A 17,638-nucleotide genomic window follows, 5' to 3' on the forward strand; every position below is an offset into this window, starting at 1 on the left:
TTAAACAATGGCCGCCTCAGCCCTTAACGCCTCCGGCGGTCAGACCACTTTTGATAAAACGCTCGGACAGCGCGTACATCACAATCACCGGCAGCGCGGTCACCAGTGAAGCCGCCATCATTCGTCCCCAGACGTAATCCGGCGTACTGAACAGGGCATTCAGGCCGACCGGCAGCGTAAAGTTGCTGGCGCTGGAGAGGAAAATGGAGGCAAACAGATAGTCGTTCCACGCCACCATAAAGCAGTAGACAAACACCGACACCAGCCCGGAAATCGCCAGCGGCACCGTGATGTAAAAGATGATTTGCAGCCGGTTAAGGCCATCAACCATTGCCGCTTCTTCAATTTCATCCGGGATGGTGTCGAAATAGCTTTTTAGCATGAACACCGCGGTAGGCAGCGTCTGGGTCACCATCGTTACGATCAGCGCCAGTTCGGTGTCGTAGAGACCCAGCGCGGTGATGATTTTGAACAGCGGCACCACCAGCAAAATCCCCGAGAACATGTACACGGTATAAAAGCTGGCGTTGATGGTGGCGCGCCCTTTGAAGCGCAGGCGCGACAGCGCATAGGCACCGAGAATGCCGATGAACACTGCGATCGCCGAGGCGATCACCGACACCACCAGGCTGTTGCGAAAATAGGTGAGGAACGGAAAGATCAGCGGGTCGAAAATGTCCCGGTAGTGCTCAAGCGTCCAGTGCTGCGGCAGCAGCGTCGGATGCCGCGAAATCGCCTCCTTCGGACTTTTGAACGAGGTCATCAGCATCACAAAGAACGGCAACAGCGTAGCGAACAAAAACACCACCAGCCCGCTGTAAAATCCGATGCGCTTAAGAGAACGTTTATTTGCTGCCATTGAGGTTTACCCGTTTTCTGGTGAGCAGGATCGCTGCAAAGATGATGACGAACAGCACCACCGAAATCGCAGCGGCTTTGCCAAGGTCGTTGAAGGCAAACGCGGTTTTATAGAGGTAGACGCCGAGGATATCGACCTTGCTGGTGAGCAGGTACACATCGGCAAACATGTAGAACATCCAGATGGCGCGCAGCGTCAGTACCGTTGCCAGTACCGGCAGGATCGCCGGCAGCGTCACGATGCGAAACCGCTGCCAGCCGTTGGCGCCGTCCATCTCCGCGGCCTCGTACAGCGACTTATCGATGGTCTGCAAAATCGCCAGAAACGAAATAAAGGCGTAGGGGAAGTAGCGCCAGATGGCGAACAGCACCACCAGCACAAAGCTGCTGCCGGGGTTGTCAAACCACAGCGGGGCGTGGTCGTACAGGTGCAGCAGATCGACCCCGAGCCAGTTCACGATGCCGTAGCCGTTGTTGAACATGTATTTCCAGGCAAACACCAGCGAGATAGAGGGTGTGACATACGAGAGCAGCACCAGCGAGCGCGCGGTTTTACGCAGGCGAAACTCGCGGTTAAAGAAGATCGCCACCGCCAGCCCCAGCGCCGTGCTGCCGATCACCACCAGCGCGGTGTACCAGAACGTCAGCCACAGCGCGTGCCAGAAGCCTCTGTCGGTCAGGATACTGAGGTAGTTATCCAGCCCGACAAAACGCGGCGCAAGCCTCGGGTTAAGCGGCAAACGCAGGAAGCTTATTTCGATATTCGACAGCGCTGGCCAGAGCACCAGCCCCCCCAGCAGTACCAGGCTGGGGGCGAGAAGTAACAGGGCGAACGGCATATCGGACCGCCCCGTGAACCACTTTTTCATATTCTGACTCCCTGTCCGCTAGCGCTGACCAATGGTATTGACCAGCTGCTTCTGGCTGGCAGCCAGCGCGTCGGCCACGGCGTGATGCCCAACGGTGACGTTATTCACCATCGCGTTCAGCACCCCGGAACCGGTCACGTTGCCCATCTGCGTAAAGTTTTTATCCCCTACCGAACCAAACACCTTCACGTTGGGATACTGCGCAATCAGCTCGGCCGGCAAGGTGCCAAAGGCTTTGATCACCGCGTTGTTTTTATAAGCGTCGGTCTGGCTCACCGCTTTGGTCACCGGCAGCGCGGCCCCCGGCGACATCAGCACCCAGTCGGCGGCGCTCTGCCCCTGCTCGATAAACGCCACAAATTTCTCTGCCGCAGCGGTTTCCTGCTCCGACTGCCCGGCGGTGATGGTCAGCGAGGTGACGGTTCCGTAAACCGCGGCGGATTTTTCCGTGGGAACCACAAATCCAATCTCCTGCGGGTTACCCTCTTTAAATACCGCCGGCAGGATGTAAGTGGAGTAAATCGCCATTGCGCTGGTGCCGTTCATAAAGGCGTCCTTCACCTCCATCACGTCATTAGAGCCGGGCATGGTGAAGGCGGAGAGCTGACGGTAGTAGTCCAGCGCGCTGCGCATCTCCGGGGTATCGACGGTAATCTCGCCCGCCGCGTTGAACACGTTGGCATTGTTGGAGAGCGCGAACTGTGAGAACGCCTGTTCGGTGATCACGCTCTCCGCGGTAGGCAGCGCAATCCCATACTTTTTCTGCGCCGGTTGATTCAGGGTCCGTGCGGCATTCAATAACTGCTGCCAGTTCTGCGGGGCGCTCAGGCCCGCCTGTTCGAATGCGGATTTGTGGTACCAGACGCCCTGGATCCAGGCGCTGATCGGTACCCCGGTCCAGGCGGTGCCATCTTCGGTGCGCACAATGCGCAGCACGCCGTCGTAGAACTGCTGCGTACCCATACCAGTGATAACGCGGCCGATAGCGTCACGATCCACCATCTGCTCTTTGTCCATCACCTTGGCGTAATCGTGACTGACTTCAATCACCTCCGGCAGCGCACCGGTTTGCGCCAGCGTGATCACCTTGGTGTTATAGGCATCCTCTTCCACCGGCACCTGCTTCACCGTTACGCCGGGGTTCTGCTGCTCGAACTGCGCAATCAGCCGGGTAATCACGGCCTGGCGTTCCTGCTCTACCGACGAGTGCATAAATTCGATCGTTACTGCGGATTTTTTATCGTCGTTGCAGCCTGTCATCAGGGCGCAGGCAACCAGTGCTGATAACAGCACAACGCGTTTATTTATCATGGTAATATCCCTTTACTGTTGGCGAAGCCACATTACCTGCCACGGTTTGATAATTACCTCAGGGGTAATCAGCGTGGTGGCAGTAATTAATTCATAATAATTTCCCGGCGGCAGTTCTAAATAATGCGGCGTTTCGCCGAGATTAAACAGCGCTATCACCGTCTCGCCATTATTTGCCTTGCGGGTAATAGCAATAACCGATGCCCCCACCGCCTCGATAGTGAATGCGCTGTCTGGATGAAATGCGGGGTTAGCACGGCGCAGGGCAATAAGCCGGGTGAGCTGCTGATACACCTGATAATTAAGCGTATCACTACTGCCGAGCATGGCGGTTATTTCCTTCTCGGCATATTTGCGACGGTTAATTGCGCGGTTATAACCCAGCCGCTGCACGCCGTCATAATCATTACGTGCCCCGAGAACACTCTGAATATATATGGCCGGCACGCCAGGGAATGAAAGCAGTAGCGCATGGGCCATAATAAAACGCTCCAGCCGCTGCTTATTACTGCTGTCGCGCGCGCTGAGCGCATCCATATAAGTGACGTTTATTTCATACGGGCTGCGGCTGCCGTCGGGGTTATTTTTCCAGTTCACCAGCGCGCCCTGCTGTTGCAGTGCCTCGACCAGCGCCAGAATATCCTCTTCCGGTAAAATACCACGCAGCGGATTCAACCCAATGCCGTCGTGTGAGGCCAGGAAGTTAAACCAGGTGGTGTGCGACGACACCGGCTGCAGAGTCTGCGCCCAGTCGCACAGCGTCTCGACCGTGCCGGTATGAATCGCATGCAGCACCAGCGGCGGCAGCGTGAACTGATACACCATGTGCGCTTCGTCATGGCCGTTACCGAGATAGCTGATGTTGTCCTGATGCGGCACGTTGGTTTCGGTGATGATCAGCGTACCGGGTGCCACATGGTCAACGATGGCGCGGAACAGCTTCACCAGCAGATGGGTTTTCTCCAGGTGGATGCAGCGGGTACCAGGGGTTTTCCACATATAACCTACGGCGTCCAGCCGCACGTACTCTGCCCCCTCGCGCAGGTAGTGCAGCAGCACATCCACCATGGCCAGCAGCACCTGCGGGTTTTCATAGTTAAGGTCAATCTGATCGTCGCTGAAGGTGGTCCACAGATGACGCTGACGGCCTTTCGCATCGGTGAACGGTGACAGCAGCGGCAGCGCGCGCGGTCGCGTTACCGCGGACAGGTCGATCGCCGGGTCAACATCAATAAAGAAATTATCGAACCGGGCATCGCAGGCTAAATAACCGGTGAACCAGTCGCTGCGGGCGGAAATATGATTACAGACATAATCAAACATCAGACGGGTAGATTTATTCAGGCGGGAAATATCTGCCCAGTCACCGGCTACCGGATCGACCCGATGATAATCTATTACCGAGAAGCCATCATCTGAGGACCAGGGATAAAACGGCAGCAGATGTAAATGTGAAAAATGCGTATTTAGCCAGCGCGCCCATACGCGCTCAAAGGTTTTTAGCCGGACTTCATCAGGATGCGAAAATTGATCGGCATAGGCAATTAATACCACATCATTTTCATCCCAGCCGGGTTTGCGCGCTCTTGATATTTCCCGGCGGCAGCGTTCAATATTATTCTGAAGCGTCAGGAGATGCCCTTTATTAAAGGCATCCCCATAGATACGAGTGAGTAAATCAGTTATTTTCTTCATAGCTTCCGTTCTCATGGTAGCGGTCCCACGGATGGCGAGACTACTCCCGGCATTTTATTCTGTCAACGCAGCGGGAGAGCGAGAAAGCTGAAAATAAGGCAATGGAAGGGATAAGAATCTTTAAATGTGAACTAACTCAAATTTAGATCAGACGGCTGCGCCGAAGCGCAGCACTTAGCGGGAGACCGGCGGGCGTTTTTGCAGATAACGGGTGCTGAACTTCGTTGCCAGCTTTTTAAGCAGCGGCTCCAGCGCAAACGCCAGCAGCATCTTCGCCGGACGTCGTGCTACCGACTTCACTGCCCAGCCTGCGACCCCGGCGGGGCCATAGCGCAGCGCGGTCAGCAGCACCATCTTACCGGCAAACTTCAGGACCGGTTTTGCGCGGGTGGTAGCGCGATTTAGTTTTGATGCGTGGTTCATGGTGACCTCTTCTGAAGGGGGCGCGGCCCCCGACCTGATATTAAAGCTGGCGGAAACGGCTGCGCAGCGAGAAAGCATCGGAGGTAACGTAGCGCTCCATTGCGCGCAGACGCTCCTCTCCGGCAGCAAGCTGCTGATCCACCGCGTTCAGCAGTTCGCGGCTGTCCGGACTTACCTCGCCCTCCTCCGCCCCGGCGGGCATCGGGTCAAGCACAAAGGTCAGTGCGATATAGGCGAGAAGGACAAAGAAAAACAGCCCAAAGAACAGCGACAGCACGGTAATGACCCGCACCAGTTTCACCGGTACATCCAGATAATGAGCGATACCAGCGCAAACGCCTTTTACCATTCCCTGCTGCGGGATTCGCCACAGCTTACGGCCTGCAAAGGTGCGGGTCATGACGGGTTCCTCCAGTTCGGATGTTCAGCATCAAGGATCTGCTCCAGCGCCTGAATGCGCTCGCGCATACGGCGGGACTCTTCAGTCAGCGCGGCTAAACGCTGCTGCTCGCTCTGGCTCAGCTCTGCCCCCCGCGATGAGCGGTTGCTGTAGTGCAGCCACAGCCAGATCGGCGCGACAAACAGCACGAAAATCGTCAGCGGAATGGCAAGAAAAAGGGCGCTCATGTGTACTCCTTACGTCTGATGTCGCGGCGCGCTCGGGCGCCGCCATTTTTATTATTGACCGTCGCGCTGAACTTTAGCGCGCAGCGCTTCAAGCTGGGCGCTAATTTCATCGTCCGCTTTCAGGTCAGCAAACTGCTGGTCCAGGCCTTTCTGTTTGCCAAAGCGCTGGCTTTCAGCCTCCGCTTCCATGTGGTCGATGCGACGTTCGAACGACTCAAAACGCGCCATCGCTTCATCAATTTTACCGCTGTCGAGCTGGCGACGCACATCACGCGACGACGAGGCCGCCTGGTGACGCAGGGTCAGCGCCTGCTGGCGCGCACGGGTTTCAGACAGCTTGTTTTCCAGCTCGCCGATTTCCGTTTTCATGCGTGCCAGGGTGTCGTCAACCTGGGCTGCTTCGTCTTCCAGTATTTTAATCAGGTCGGTCAGCTTCTGTTTTTCGATAAGCGCAGCGCGGGCCAGATCGTCTTTCTCTTTACGCAGCGCCAGCTCTGCTTTTTCCTGCCACTCGGCCTGCTGAGCAGTGGCCTGCTCAATGCGGCGTGCCAGCTGTTTTTTCTCGGCCAGCGCGCGGGCTGAGGTGGAACGTACTTCCACCAGCGTGTCTTCCATCTCCTGAATCATCAGACGCACTAACTTCTGCGGATCTTCTGCTTTTTCCAGCAGTGAATTGATGTTGGCGTTTACGATGTCAGCAAAGCGCGAAAAAATACCCATGAATAAATCCTCCGGTTATGGGATGGGCTGAGCCCGTCTGGATAAAGTAATCCAATTATCGTGCCAGTTTTGCAATTATATGATTTAACGGAATATAACTGTTAAAGCCTGTTTTTTACGCTATGCTTAATTAGCGATATTCACCAACAAATGGTTAATTTCATCATGAGTGAGCAAAAAGATACTCTCATCGGCGAGGCCAACAGCTTTATTGATGTGCTGGAGCAGGTATCGCGCCTCGCGCCGCTCAATAAGCCGGTACTGGTGATCGGCGAGCGCGGCACCGGGAAAGAGCTGATCGCTAACCGCCTGCACTACCTGTCACGACGCTGGCAGGCACCGTTTATCTCGCTTAACTGCGCAGCGCTGAATGAAAACCTGCTCGATAGCGAACTGTTTGGTCATGAAGCCGGTGCCTTTACCGGGGCGCAGAAACGCCATCCCGGCCGTTTTGAACGCGCCGACGGCGGCACGCTGTTCCTCGATGAGCTGGCGACCGCCCCGATGCTGGTGCAGGAAAAACTGCTGCGTGTCATTGAATACGGCGAGCTGGAGCGCGTCGGCGGCAGCCAGCCGCTGCAGGTGAATGTCCGGCTGGTTTGCGCCACCAACGCCGATCTGCCGGGCCTGGTGCAGGAGGGAAAATTCCGCGCCGACCTGCTCGACCGCCTCGCTTTTGATGTGGTGAACCTGCCGCCGCTGCGCGAGCGCCGCACCGACATCATGCTGCTGGCGGATCAATTTGCGATTCAGATGTGCCGCGAGCTGGGTCTGCCGCTGTTTCCGGGATTCACCCCGGCAGCGCAGGAAATGCTGCTCAACTATGGCTGGCCGGGAAATATTCGCGAGCTGAAAAACGTGGTGGAGCGCTCGGTATACCGGCACGGCAGTAGCGACGAGCCGGTTGATAACGTAATCCTCGACCCGTTCCAGCGCCCCGCCGCCGCTGACGCCCCTGCGGCTGACAGCGATCTGCCTGCGCTGCCGCTCGACCTGCGTGGCTGGCAGACCCACCAGGAATCCGCCCTGCTGCGCAAGGCGCTGACGCAGGCAAAATACCATCAAAAACGCGCCGCCGAACTGCTGGGATTAACCTATCACCAGCTGCGGGCGCTGCTCAAAAAGCATGATATCCGCTGAAAATCTGCGCAGCCCGCCGCGAAAAAGCCGGTTTTCCCCTTCTGACGGCAGAGATTTTTACGCAGCGGGCCTAAGTGCGATACACTTTGGCTATTCGTCTTAAAAACTCAAAATCTATGCGCGTAATTCTCTCTTCCCTGCTGATGTCGCTCGGCTTTTTGGCTGCTCAGGCACAGGCCGCGCCTGCCCTGCCGCACGCCGATATTCGCCAGAGCGGGTTTGTGTATTGTGTGAACGGGCAGGTTAATACCTTCAATCCGCAAAAAGCGAGCAGCGGGCTGACCGTCGATACCCTTGCGGCGCAGCTCTACGATCGCCTGCTGGATGTCGACCCCTATACCTACCGGCTGGTGCCGGAACTGGCGGAAAGTTGGGAGGTGCTGGATCACGGGGCTACCTACCGTTTTCATCTGCGCAGTGGCGTACAGTTTCAGAGCACCGCCTGGTTTACCCCCCGGCGTGCGTTGAATGCTGACGATGTGGTGTTTACCTTCCAGCGCATCTTCGACCGCTCTCACCCGTGGCATAACATCAACGGCAATAGCTTCCCCTATTTCGACAGCCTGCAGTTTGCCGACACCGTGAAGAGCGTGCGCAAGATCAACAGCCGCACCGTAGAGTTCCGCCTCGCGCGCCCGGATGCCTCATTCCTCTGGCATCTGGCGACCCATTACGCCTCGGTAATGTCCGCCGAATACGCTGACCATCTGGCCGCGGCTGACCGTCAGGAGCAGTTTGACCGCGAGCCGGTCGGCACCGGGCCGTTCCTGCTGGGCGAGTACCGCGCCGGGCAGTATATTCGCCTGCAGCGTAATCATCGCTACTGGCGCGGCGTGCCGCTGATGCCGCAGGTAGTGGTGGATCTTGGCTCCGGCGGCACTGGCCGTCTCTCCAAGCTGCTGACCGGCGAGTGCGACGTGCTGGCCTGGCCTGCGGCGAGCCAGCTGACGGTGATGCGCGACGATCCGCGCCTGCGCATGACGCTGCGCCCCGGGATGAACATCGCTTACCTGGCCTTCAATACCAATAAAGCGCCGATGAATAACCCGGCGGTACGCCATGCCCTGGCGCTGGCGATCAACAACGAGCGCCTGATGCAGTCCATCTATTACGGCACGGCGGAAACCGCGGCTTCGATTCTGCCGCGCGCCTCCTGGGCCTATGACAATGCATCGGCGATCACCGAATACAACCCGGAAAAAGCCCGGGCGCAGCTCAAGGCGCTGGGGCTGGAAAATATGACGTTGCAGCTGTGGGTGCCCACCAGTTCCCAGGCCTGGAACCCAAGCCCGCTGAAGACCGCCGAGCTGATCCAGGCCGACATGGCGCAGATTGGGGTTAACGTGGTTATCGTGCCGGTCGAAGGGCGCTTCCAGGAAGCGCGCCTGATGGATATGGACCACGATCTGACGCTAGCGGGCTGGTCTACCGACAGTAACGATCCGGACAGCTTCTTCCGCCCGCTGCTGAGCTGCGCGGCGATCCGCTCCCAGACTAATTACGCCCACTGGTGCAACAGCGAGTTCGACGCGGTGTTGCGCAATGCCCTGGATTCGCAGCAGCTGGCTTCGCGTATCGAGGCCTATAACCAGGCGCAAAAAATTCTGGCGCGCGAGCTGCCAGTGCTGCCGCTCGCCTCCTCCCTGCGCCTGCAGGCGCACCGCGCGGATATTAAAGGACTGGTGCTGAGCCCGTTTGGCAATGCGTCATTTGCAGGCGTGTCGCGTGACGACGCCGGAGATAAAAAACCATGATTATCTTTACCCTGCGCCGTCTGTTGCTGCTGCTGATCACCCTGTTCCTGCTCTCGTTTGTCGGCTTCAGCCTGAGCTACTTCACGCCGCATGCTCCGTTGCAGGGCGCGTCGCTGTGGAACGCCTGGCTGTTCTGGTTCACCAGCCTGCTGCACTGGGATTTCGGCGTCTCGAGCATCAACGGGCAGCTCATTACCCAGCAGCTCGCCGAAGTTTTCCCGGCCACTATGGAGCTGTGCGTGCTGGCGTTTGCCCTGGCGCTGCTGATTGGTATTCCGGTCGGGATGATGGCCGGCATTATGCGCAATAAGTGGCAGGACCGTTTTATCAGCGGCGTGGCGCTGGTCGGTTTCTCCATCCCGGTATTCTGGCTGGCGCTGCTGTTTACGCTGTTTTTCTCGCTGACCCTCGGCTGGCTGCCGGTTTCCGGGCGTTTCGATCTGCTCTACGAAGTAAAGCCGGTCACCGGGCTGGCGCTGGTGGATGCCTGGCTGTCGGATTCGCCGTGGCGTGACGAAATGATGATGAGCGCCCTGCGCCACATGGTGCTGCCGGTGGCGACGCTGGCGGTGGCACCCACGACCGAAGTGATCCGCCTGATGCGTCTCAGCACCATCGACGTGGTTGACCAGAACTACATTAAGGCGGCGGCCACGCGCGGCCTGTCGCGCTTCACCATTTTGCGCCGCCATATGCTGCACAACGCCCTGCCGCCGGTGATCCCGCGTCTCGGTCTGCAGTTCTCCACCATGCTGACGCTGGCGATGATCACTGAGATGGTGTTCAGCTGGCCGGGCCTGGGTCGCTGGCTGATCAACGCCATCCGCCAGCAGGACTACGCCGCGATCTCGGCGGGCGTGATGGTCATCGGCGCGCTGGTGATCATTGTTAACGTGATATCCGATATTGTGGGCGCGCTGGCGAACCCATTGAAGCATAAGGAATGGTATGCCTTACGATAGCGTCTACCGCGAAAAACGCCCGCCGGGCGCGCTGCGCACCGTGTGGCGCAAATTTTATGGCGATGCGACAGCGATGATCGGCCTCTACGGCTGCGGCGCGCTGGCGCTGCTGTGTATTTTCGGTTCGCTGTTTGCCCCTTACGGGCTGGATCAGCAGTTCCTCGGTTTCCAGTTGATGCCGCCCTCCTGGTCGCGCTACGGCGATGTGTCGTTCTTCCTCGGTACCGACGATCTCGGCCGCGATGTGCTGAGCCGCCTGCTCAGTGGTGCGGCCCCGACGGTTGGCGGTGCGTTTGTGGTGACCCTCGCCGCGTCGGTGTTCGGTCTGATCCTCGGTGTTATCGCTGGCGCGACCCACGGCCTGCGCTCGGCGGTGCTCAATCACGTACTGGACACCCTGCTCTCGATCCCGTCGCTGCTGCTGGCGATTATCGTGGTGGCCTTTGCCGGGCCGCAGCTCTCCCACGCCATGTTTGCGGTGTGGCTGGCGCTGCTCCCGCGCATGGTGCGCTCGGTCTACAGCATGGTGCATGACGAGCTGGAAAAAGAGTACGTGGTCGCGGCGCGCCTCGACGGGGCAACCACCCTGAACATTCTGTGGTTTGCGGTGTTGCCCAACACCACGTCGGTGCTGGTAACGGAGATCACCCGCGCGCTGTCGATGGCGATCCTCGATATTGCTGCGCTCGGGTTTCTCGATCTTGGCGCACAGCTGCCCTCACCGGAATGGGGTGCCATGCTGGGTGATGCGCTGGAGCTAATCTATGTCGCACCCTGGACCGTGATGCTGCCGGGTGCGGCGATCATGATCAGCGTGCTGCTGGTTAATCTGCTGGGCGACGGCATTCGCCGCGCGATTGTTGCGGGGGTGGAATAATGCCTTTACTGGATATTCGTAACCTGACCATTGAGATTAAAGCCGGCGACCAGTGGGTGAAAGCCGTGGATCGCGTGAGCATGACCCTCAGCGAAGGGGAAATTCGCGGCCTGGTGGGTGAATCCGGTTCGGGTAAGAGCCTGATCGCCAAAGCCATCGGTGGGGTTACGAAAGATAACTGGCGAATCACCGCCGACCGTATGCGCTTTAACGATATTGACCTGCTGCGCCTGAGCGCCCGCGAGCGCCGCAAGCTGGTGGGCCATAACGTATCGATGATTTTCCAGGAGCCGCAGTCCTGTCTCGATCCCTCCGAGCGCATTGGGCGTCAGCTGATGCAGAACATTCCCGGCTGGACCTACAAAGGCCGCTGGTGGCAGCGCTTCGGCTGGCGCAAACAGCGGGCAATTGAGCTGCTGCACCGCGTCGGCATCAAAGATCATAAAGACGCCATGCACAGCTTCCCCTATGAGCTGACCGAGGGGGAATGCCAGAAGGTGATGATCGCCATCGCGCTGGCCAACCAGCCGCGGCTGGTGATCGCCGATGAGCCGACCAACGCGATGGAGCCGACAACCCAGGCGCAGATTTTCCGCCTGCTGAGCCGCCTCAACCAGAATAACAACACCACTATTTTGCTCATCAGCCACGATTTACAGATGCTGAGCCAGTGGGCTGACCGCATTAACGTCATGTACTGCGGACAGACGGTGGAAACCGCGCCGAGTGAACAGCTGGTCTCTGCCCCGCATCACCCGTATACCCAGGCGCTGATCCGCGCCATTCCGGATTTTGGCAGCGCCATGCCGCACAAAAGCCGGCTCAATACCCTGCCGGGGTCGATTCCCCTGCTGGAGCAGCTGCCCATCGGCTGCCGCCTCGGCCCGCGTTGCCCTTATGCGCAGCGGGAATGCATTATTACGCCGCGCCTGGACGGGCCGAAAAATCATCTTTTCGCCTGCCATTTCCCGCTGAACATGGAGAGAGAGTGAAATGGTCGAAACCCTGCTTCAGGTCCGCAACCTGAGTAAAACCTTTCGCTACCGCACCGGCTGGTTCCATCGCCAGACCGTGGAGGCGGTGAAACCGCTCAGTTTTACCCTGCGCGAGCGCCAGACGCTGGCGATCATCGGTGAGAACGGCTCGGGGAAATCAACGCTGGCGAAAATGCTGGCCGGTATGGTGGAACCCACCACCGGCGAGCTGGTGATTGACGATCACCCGATGCGCTACGGCGACTATTCGTTCCGCAGCCAGCGTATTCGCATGATTTTTCAGGACCCATCCACCTCGCTCAACCCGCGCCAGCGCGTGTCGCAGATCCTTGATTTCCCGCTGCGTCTCAATACCGATCTCGACCCCGAATCGCGTCGCGCGCGCATCAACGAGACGCTGCGCATGGTCGGCCTGCTGCCCGACTACGCCAGCTACTATCCGCACATGATGGCACCAGGCCAGAAGCAGCGTCTGGGACTGGCCAGGGCGCTGATCCTGCGCCCGAAGGTAATCATCGCCGACGAAGCGCTGGCCTCGCTGGATATGTCGATGCGTTCGCAGTTAATTAACCTGATGCTGGAATTACAGGAAAAACAGGGTATCTCTTATATTTACGTGACCCAGCATATCGGCATGATGAAGCACATCAGCGATCAGGTGATGGTGATGCATCAGGGTGAAGTGGTGGAGCGCGGCAGCACCGCCGACGTGCTTGCGTCACCGCTGCACGAGCTGACGAAGCGCCTGATTGCCGGGCATTTTGGTGAAGCGCTGACCGCTGATGCGTGGCGCAAAGACAAGTAACAATACCGACTGCCTCTCCGCTGAGCAGCCTTGCGAAGTGATAACTGGAGTGGTCGGATTAACGGATTCTCAGAGACGTGCTAGAATCCCCGCGATTTAACGACGGCAGCGGCTTATTCACCTGCCGCCACAACAATATGATAAGGATCAAAGCTATGGGTTTTCTTACCGGTAAGCGCATTCTGGTGACTGGCGTCGCCAGCAAACTTTCCATCGCCTACGGTATCGCGCAAGCGATGCAGCGTGAAGGGGCTGAACTGGCGTTCACCTACCAGAACGACAAACTGAAAGGCCGCGTGGAAGAGTTTGCCGCTCAACTGGGTTCCAGCATCGTGCTGCCTTGTGACGTTGCGGAAGATGCCAGCATCGAAGGCCTTTTCACCGAGCTTGAGAAAGTATGGCCAAAATTCGACGGCTTCGTACACTCAATCGGTTTCGCACCGGGCGACCAGCTGGACGGCGACTACGTTAATGCCGTAACCCGCGATGGCTTCAAAATTGCACACGACATCAGCTCTTACAGCTTCGTTGCGCTGGCGAAAGCCTGCCGCACTATGCTGAATCCGGGCTCTGCCCTGCTGACGCTCTCCTACCTGGGTGCTGAGCGCGCAATCCCGAACTACAACGTGATGGGTCTGGCGAAAGCGTCTCTGGAAGCTAACGTACGCTATATGGCGAACGCAATGGGTCCGGAAGGCATCCGCGTGAATGGTATCTCCGCAGGCCCAATCCGTACTCTGGCCGCTTCCGGTATCAAAGATTTCCGTAAAATGCTGGCGCACTGCGAAGCGGTCACCCCGATCCGTCGCACCGTCACCATTGAAGACGTGGGTAACTCCGCGGCCTTCCTGTGCTCTGACCTCTCTGCCGGTATCTCCGGTGAAGTAGTTCACGTTGACGGCGGCTTCAGCATCGCCGCGATGAACGAGCTGGAACTGAAATAATTCCGCTGCCCGATAAGGGCAACCGGCAAAAGGTGGACAGCATCGCGCTCTCCACCTTTTTTTATGTCTGCTCGCCGGGTTTTTATTCCGGTTATGCTTTTCCGCTATTTATTATCACCGAACAGTCTTTGGTCACGTCTGCCCGTTACGCCAGGATAACCTCAACAGGATCCGTCGCGACGCGGTGTTGCGGCGGATTGCTCTCACAGACCAAGGAAAGACCATGGAACAACGCCGCTTCTCCGGCAAAAGCCACTGGTATCATGAAACTCAGGCACGGACCTGCCAGGCCGATGTACAGCCGCTGGTTCCGGAAGCCGCCCGCGTAAATGACCGTTTTCTGCTTGACCTCGTGGTGCCCGACGCCTGCCTGCGTACCCACCGCGCATGGCTTGATGCCGCCCGCGCCGCAAGTCTTCATCTGTTACCCGATACCCTTGAAACCACCCGCCTCGCCACGCTGAGCTGTTACGACCGGCTGAGCACAGCCCTGACCGTGGCGCAGGTCTTTGGCGTGCAGCGGCTGTGCAATCATTACGCCGCCCGGCTGGCTCCGCTGCCGGGGCCGGATTCATCGAGAGAAAGCAACCAGCGGCTGGCGCAGATCACCCAGTATGCCCGCCAGCTTGCCAGCTCGCCGACGCTGATTGATGCCCGATGTCGAACCCAGCTCAGCGACGTTGGCCTGACGGAAAGTGACCGCGTCACGTTTAATCAAATCATCGGTTTCGTTGGCTTTCAGGCGCGCGTTGTTGCCGTGCTACAGGCCATTAACGGCCAGCCGGCGCGCTGGCTACCGGGTATCGATAGTCAGCAGGACGCGCCCGGCGAACGTTTTGCTGCACCTGAAGCTGACTGGCAAGCGGATATACCTTCGCCTCAGGCTGGCTATCTGCGCCCTGCCCAGCGCGAGGTGCTGGCTCAGGTGCGCCGCGTGCCGGTGCTTGAGCCGATCGCAGACGGGCTGATTGAGGATGAAAACGCCCTGCTGCTGCTGGCCACGCTTGTAGGGGCGTTGTTCAGTGGAAAGCACGCGCCGCTGCTTGGCCTGGTCAGCGCACGGATCAACGGCAGCAGCCACTGCTTCCATCGTCTTTCCCGGGAGGTTACCGACAGCGCGTTGCCCGACGCGGTACGCAACGGCGAGCGGGCGCTGCTGGCCTGGAGCCACAATCACCCTGAGGAACGCGCGCTGGTCCAGGCGGCGCAGGTGCTGACCCGTAGTCCGGACCGCTTCAGCGCCGCGCAGTTTACCCCGGTGCTGGAGGCGGGCTTCAGCCGCGATGACGCGCTGCGTCTGCTCAGTCTGACGGCGCTGTGCGGCTGGCTTAACCGGTTAAAGATTGGCCTTGGCGATGCGCTGCCAGGCCAGACGGCAACCGGCCCTGCCTGAAAGAGCGCTTGCTGCAACAGGCGGAATCGCGTAAAACTGTCAGCCGCTCTTTTGGCCACGAAAATAGAACACTATGTTTCAGGACAACCCGCTGCTTGCGCAGCTTAAACAGCAACTGCATTCTCAAACACCGCGCGCTGAAGGCGTGGTGAAAGGCACCGAAAAAGGCTTCGGCTTTCTGGAAGTAGACGCACAAAAAAGCTACTTCATTCCGCCGCCGCAAATGAAAAAAGTGATGCACGGCGACCGTATCTCCGCCGTGATCCACACCGATAAAGATCGCGAATCCGCCGAGCCGGAAGCGCTGATCGAACCGTTCCTGACGCGCTTTGTGGGCCGGGTACAGAAAAAAGACGATCGTCTCTCCATCGTGCCGGACCATCCGCTGCTGCGTGATGCCATTCCCTGCCGCGCCGAGCGCGGTGTTGCGCATGATTTCAAGGAAGGCGACTGGGCCGTGGCCGAAATGCGCCGCCATCCGCTGAAGGGCGATCGTGGTTTCTATGCCGAGCTGACCCAGTTCATTACCTACAGCGAAGACCACTTCGTGCCGTGGTGGGTTACCCTCGCCCGCCATAATCTGGAACGCGAAGCGCCGGAAGGTGTTGCGACCGAGATGCAGGACGAAGGTCTGGTGCGTGAAGATTTAACGGCGCTCGAATTCGTGACCATCGACAGCGCCAGCACCGAAGATATGGATGATGCCCTGTTCGCTGAAATGCTCGACGACGAGCGTCTGCAGCTGACCGTGGCGATCGCCGATCCTACTGCCTGGGTCCGCGAAGGCAGCGCGCTGGACAACGCCGCTAAAGTGCGCGCGTTTACCAACTACCTGCCGGGCTTCAACATCCCGATGTTGCCGCGCGAGTTGTCCGACGATCTCTGCTCCCTGCGCCCTGACGAAATCCGTCCGGTGCTGGCGTGCCGCATGATCGTTGACAAAGACGGTGCCATCAGCGACGACATTCACTTCTTCAGCGCGTACATCAAGTCGCAGGCCAAACTGGCGTATGACGATGTGTCCGACTGGCTGGAGAATAACGGCAGCTGGCAGCCGCAGAACGACGCCATCGCCCAGCAGATCCGTCTGCTGCACACCCTGTGCCTGCGCCGTGCCGAATGGCGTCAGACCCATGCCCTGGTGTTTAAAGACCGTCCTGACTACCGCTTCGTGCTGGGTGAGAAAGGTGAAGTGCTGGAGATCGTGGCAGAGCCGCGCCGCATCGGGAACCGCATCGTTGAAGAATCAATGATCGCCGCTAACATCTGCGCCGCCATCGTGCTGCGCGAGAAGCTGGGCTTCGGTATCTACAACGTGCACGCCGGTTTCGACCCTGCCAGCACCGAGCAGATGGCGGCCCTGCTGAAAACTCACGACATGCACGTTGATCCGAACGAGGTGCTGACGCTGGAAGGCTTCTGCAAACTGCGTCGCGAGCTGGATGCCCAGCCGACCGGCTTCCTCGACAGCCGCATTCGCCGCTTCCAGTCGTTTGCTGAAATCAGCACCACGCCGGGTGCGCACTTCGGCCTCGGGCTGGAAGCGTACGCGACCTGGACCTCGCCGATCCGTAAATATGGCGACATGGTGAACCACCGTCTGCTGAAAGCGATCATCAAAGGCGAAACCATTGCCCGTCCTGCGGATGAAACCACCGTACAGATGGCTGAGCGTCGTCGCCTCAACCGTATGGCCGAGCGCGACGTGGGTGACTGGCTGTATGCGCGCTACCTGAACGATAAAGCCGGTACCGACACCCGCTTCAACGCCGAGATCATCGATGTCAGCCGCGGCGGTATGCGCGTGCGCCTGGTGGATAACGGCGCTGTGGCGTTCATTCCGGCCCCGTTCATTCACGCCGTGCGTGATGAAATGGTGTGCAGCCAGGAGAACGGTACTGTGCAGATCAAAGGCGAGGTCGCTTATAAAGTGACGGACGTTATTCAGGTCACCATCGCCGAAGTGCGTATGGAAACCCGCAGCGTCATCGCCCGTCCGGTAGCCTGAGCTTTTCCCTGATTATTCAGGGGGCTGCTCTGTCCGCCCTGCTGCGGCAGTTCTTGCGAGAACTGCCGCATTTTTTTCGCCCCGCCTCACAAATTCCAAAAAACATACCACAATGAAACTAACGGCAACGATAACGTTAACGGGAATGATTCATTATTTATCCAGAGGATAAATGATCTTACCGTGCCTGGGTTTCAGGTAACGCGCCGGAAGATGACGTCATCTGCAGTATGACTGCCCGTTACGGGTCATCAGAC

General features: G+C 58.5%; 17 protein-coding genes. 9 read left to right on the plus strand and 8 right to left on the minus strand.

Annotated features, from left to right (window positions below):
- Positions 1-16: 16 nt before the first annotated feature.
- The 8 genes from KFZ77_RS10520 to pspA all read right to left on the minus strand — a co-directional run bounded on the left by KFZ77_RS10520 (position 17) and on the right by pspA (position 6,503).
- A complete protein-coding gene (locus KFZ77_RS10520) occupies positions 17-859 on the minus strand; it encodes a carbohydrate ABC transporter permease (RefSeq protein ID WP_031524564.1) in 843 nt (280 codons plus the stop codon).
- Positions 846-1,727 (minus strand): carbohydrate ABC transporter permease, encoded by an 882-nt coding sequence (locus KFZ77_RS10525; RefSeq protein WP_264384146.1) that lies wholly within the window; start codon positions 1,725-1,727, stop codon positions 846-848. The genes KFZ77_RS10520 and KFZ77_RS10525 overlap by 14 nt, the downstream gene beginning before the upstream one ends.
- A gap of 18 nt (positions 1,728-1,745) precedes the next feature.
- On the minus strand, positions 1,746-3,038 hold the full coding sequence (locus tag KFZ77_RS10530; protein WP_264384147.1) for an ABC transporter substrate-binding protein: 1,293 nt from the start codon (positions 3,036-3,038) through the stop codon (positions 1,746-1,748).
- 12 nt (positions 3,039-3,050) lie between these two features.
- Positions 3,051-4,733 (minus strand): sugar phosphorylase, encoded by a 1,683-nt coding sequence (locus KFZ77_RS10535; protein ID WP_264384148.1) that lies wholly within the window; start codon positions 4,731-4,733, stop codon positions 3,051-3,053.
- A gap of 174 nt (positions 4,734-4,907) precedes the next feature.
- A complete protein-coding gene (gene pspD / locus KFZ77_RS10540) occupies positions 4,908-5,156 on the minus strand; it encodes a phage shock protein PspD (RefSeq protein WP_264384149.1) in 249 nt (82 codons plus the stop codon).
- 40 nt (positions 5,157-5,196) lie between these two features.
- Positions 5,197-5,556 (minus strand): envelope stress response membrane protein PspC, encoded by a 360-nt coding sequence (gene pspC / locus KFZ77_RS10545; RefSeq protein WP_031524585.1) that lies wholly within the window; start codon positions 5,554-5,556, stop codon positions 5,197-5,199.
- Positions 5,553-5,783, minus strand: coding sequence for an envelope stress response membrane protein PspB (gene pspB / locus KFZ77_RS10550; RefSeq protein WP_031524591.1), 231 nt, complete (start codon positions 5,781-5,783; stop codon positions 5,553-5,555). Before pspB ends, pspC begins: the two co-directional genes overlap by 4 nt.
- A 51-nt stretch (positions 5,784-5,834) precedes the next feature.
- Entirely contained in the window at positions 5,835-6,503 is a 669-nt protein-coding gene (gene pspA, locus KFZ77_RS10555; RefSeq protein WP_264384150.1) for a phage shock protein PspA, read from the minus strand.
- Between the two features lie 150 nt (positions 6,504-6,653).
- Between pspA and pspF the strand changes: the two genes are divergently transcribed.
- The 9 genes from pspF to KFZ77_RS10600 all read left to right on the plus strand — a co-directional run bounded on the left by pspF (position 6,654) and on the right by KFZ77_RS10600 (position 17,381).
- Entirely contained in the window at positions 6,654-7,643 is a 990-nt protein-coding gene (pspF, locus tag KFZ77_RS10560; RefSeq protein ID WP_264384151.1) for a phage shock protein operon transcriptional activator, read from the plus strand.
- Positions 7,644-7,759: 116 nt separating this feature from the next.
- Positions 7,760-9,397, plus strand: coding sequence for an ABC transporter substrate-binding protein SapA (gene sapA / locus KFZ77_RS10565; RefSeq protein WP_264384152.1), 1,638 nt, complete (start codon positions 7,760-7,762; stop codon positions 9,395-9,397).
- Positions 9,394-10,359 (plus strand): putrescine export ABC transporter permease SapB, encoded by a 966-nt coding sequence (gene sapB, locus KFZ77_RS10570; RefSeq protein WP_031524596.1) that lies wholly within the window; start codon positions 9,394-9,396, stop codon positions 10,357-10,359. Before sapA ends, sapB begins: the two co-directional genes overlap by 4 nt.
- Entirely contained in the window at positions 10,346-11,236 is an 891-nt protein-coding gene (gene sapC / locus KFZ77_RS10575; protein ID WP_031524597.1) for a putrescine export ABC transporter permease SapC, read from the plus strand. The genes sapB and sapC overlap by 14 nt, the downstream gene beginning before the upstream one ends.
- Complete coding sequence (gene sapD / locus KFZ77_RS10580; RefSeq protein ID WP_264384153.1) at positions 11,236-12,228, plus strand: putrescine export ABC transporter ATP-binding protein SapD; 993 nt, start codon at positions 11,236-11,238, stop codon at positions 12,226-12,228. The genes sapC and sapD overlap by 1 nt, the downstream gene beginning before the upstream one ends.
- 1 nt (position 12,229) lies before the next feature.
- A complete protein-coding gene (gene sapF, locus KFZ77_RS10585; protein WP_031524600.1) occupies positions 12,230-13,036 on the plus strand; it encodes a putrescine export ABC transporter ATP-binding protein SapF in 807 nt (268 codons plus the stop codon).
- Between the two features lie 155 nt (positions 13,037-13,191).
- Positions 13,192-13,980 (plus strand): enoyl-ACP reductase FabI, encoded by a 789-nt coding sequence (gene fabI / locus KFZ77_RS10590; RefSeq protein ID WP_031524601.1) that lies wholly within the window; start codon positions 13,192-13,194, stop codon positions 13,978-13,980.
- Between the two features lie 223 nt (positions 13,981-14,203).
- Complete coding sequence (locus KFZ77_RS10595; RefSeq protein ID WP_264384154.1) at positions 14,204-15,373, plus strand: CMD domain-containing protein; 1,170 nt, start codon at positions 14,204-14,206, stop codon at positions 15,371-15,373.
- A gap of 73 nt (positions 15,374-15,446) precedes the next feature.
- Entirely contained in the window at positions 15,447-17,381 is a 1,935-nt protein-coding gene (locus tag KFZ77_RS10600; RefSeq protein WP_264384155.1) for an exoribonuclease II, read from the plus strand.
- Positions 17,382-17,638 lie beyond the last annotated feature (257 nt).

The sequence above is a fragment of the Siccibacter colletis genome, from assembly GCF_025914095.1.
Lineage (GTDB): Bacteria > Pseudomonadota > Gammaproteobacteria > Enterobacterales > Enterobacteriaceae > Siccibacter > Siccibacter colletis.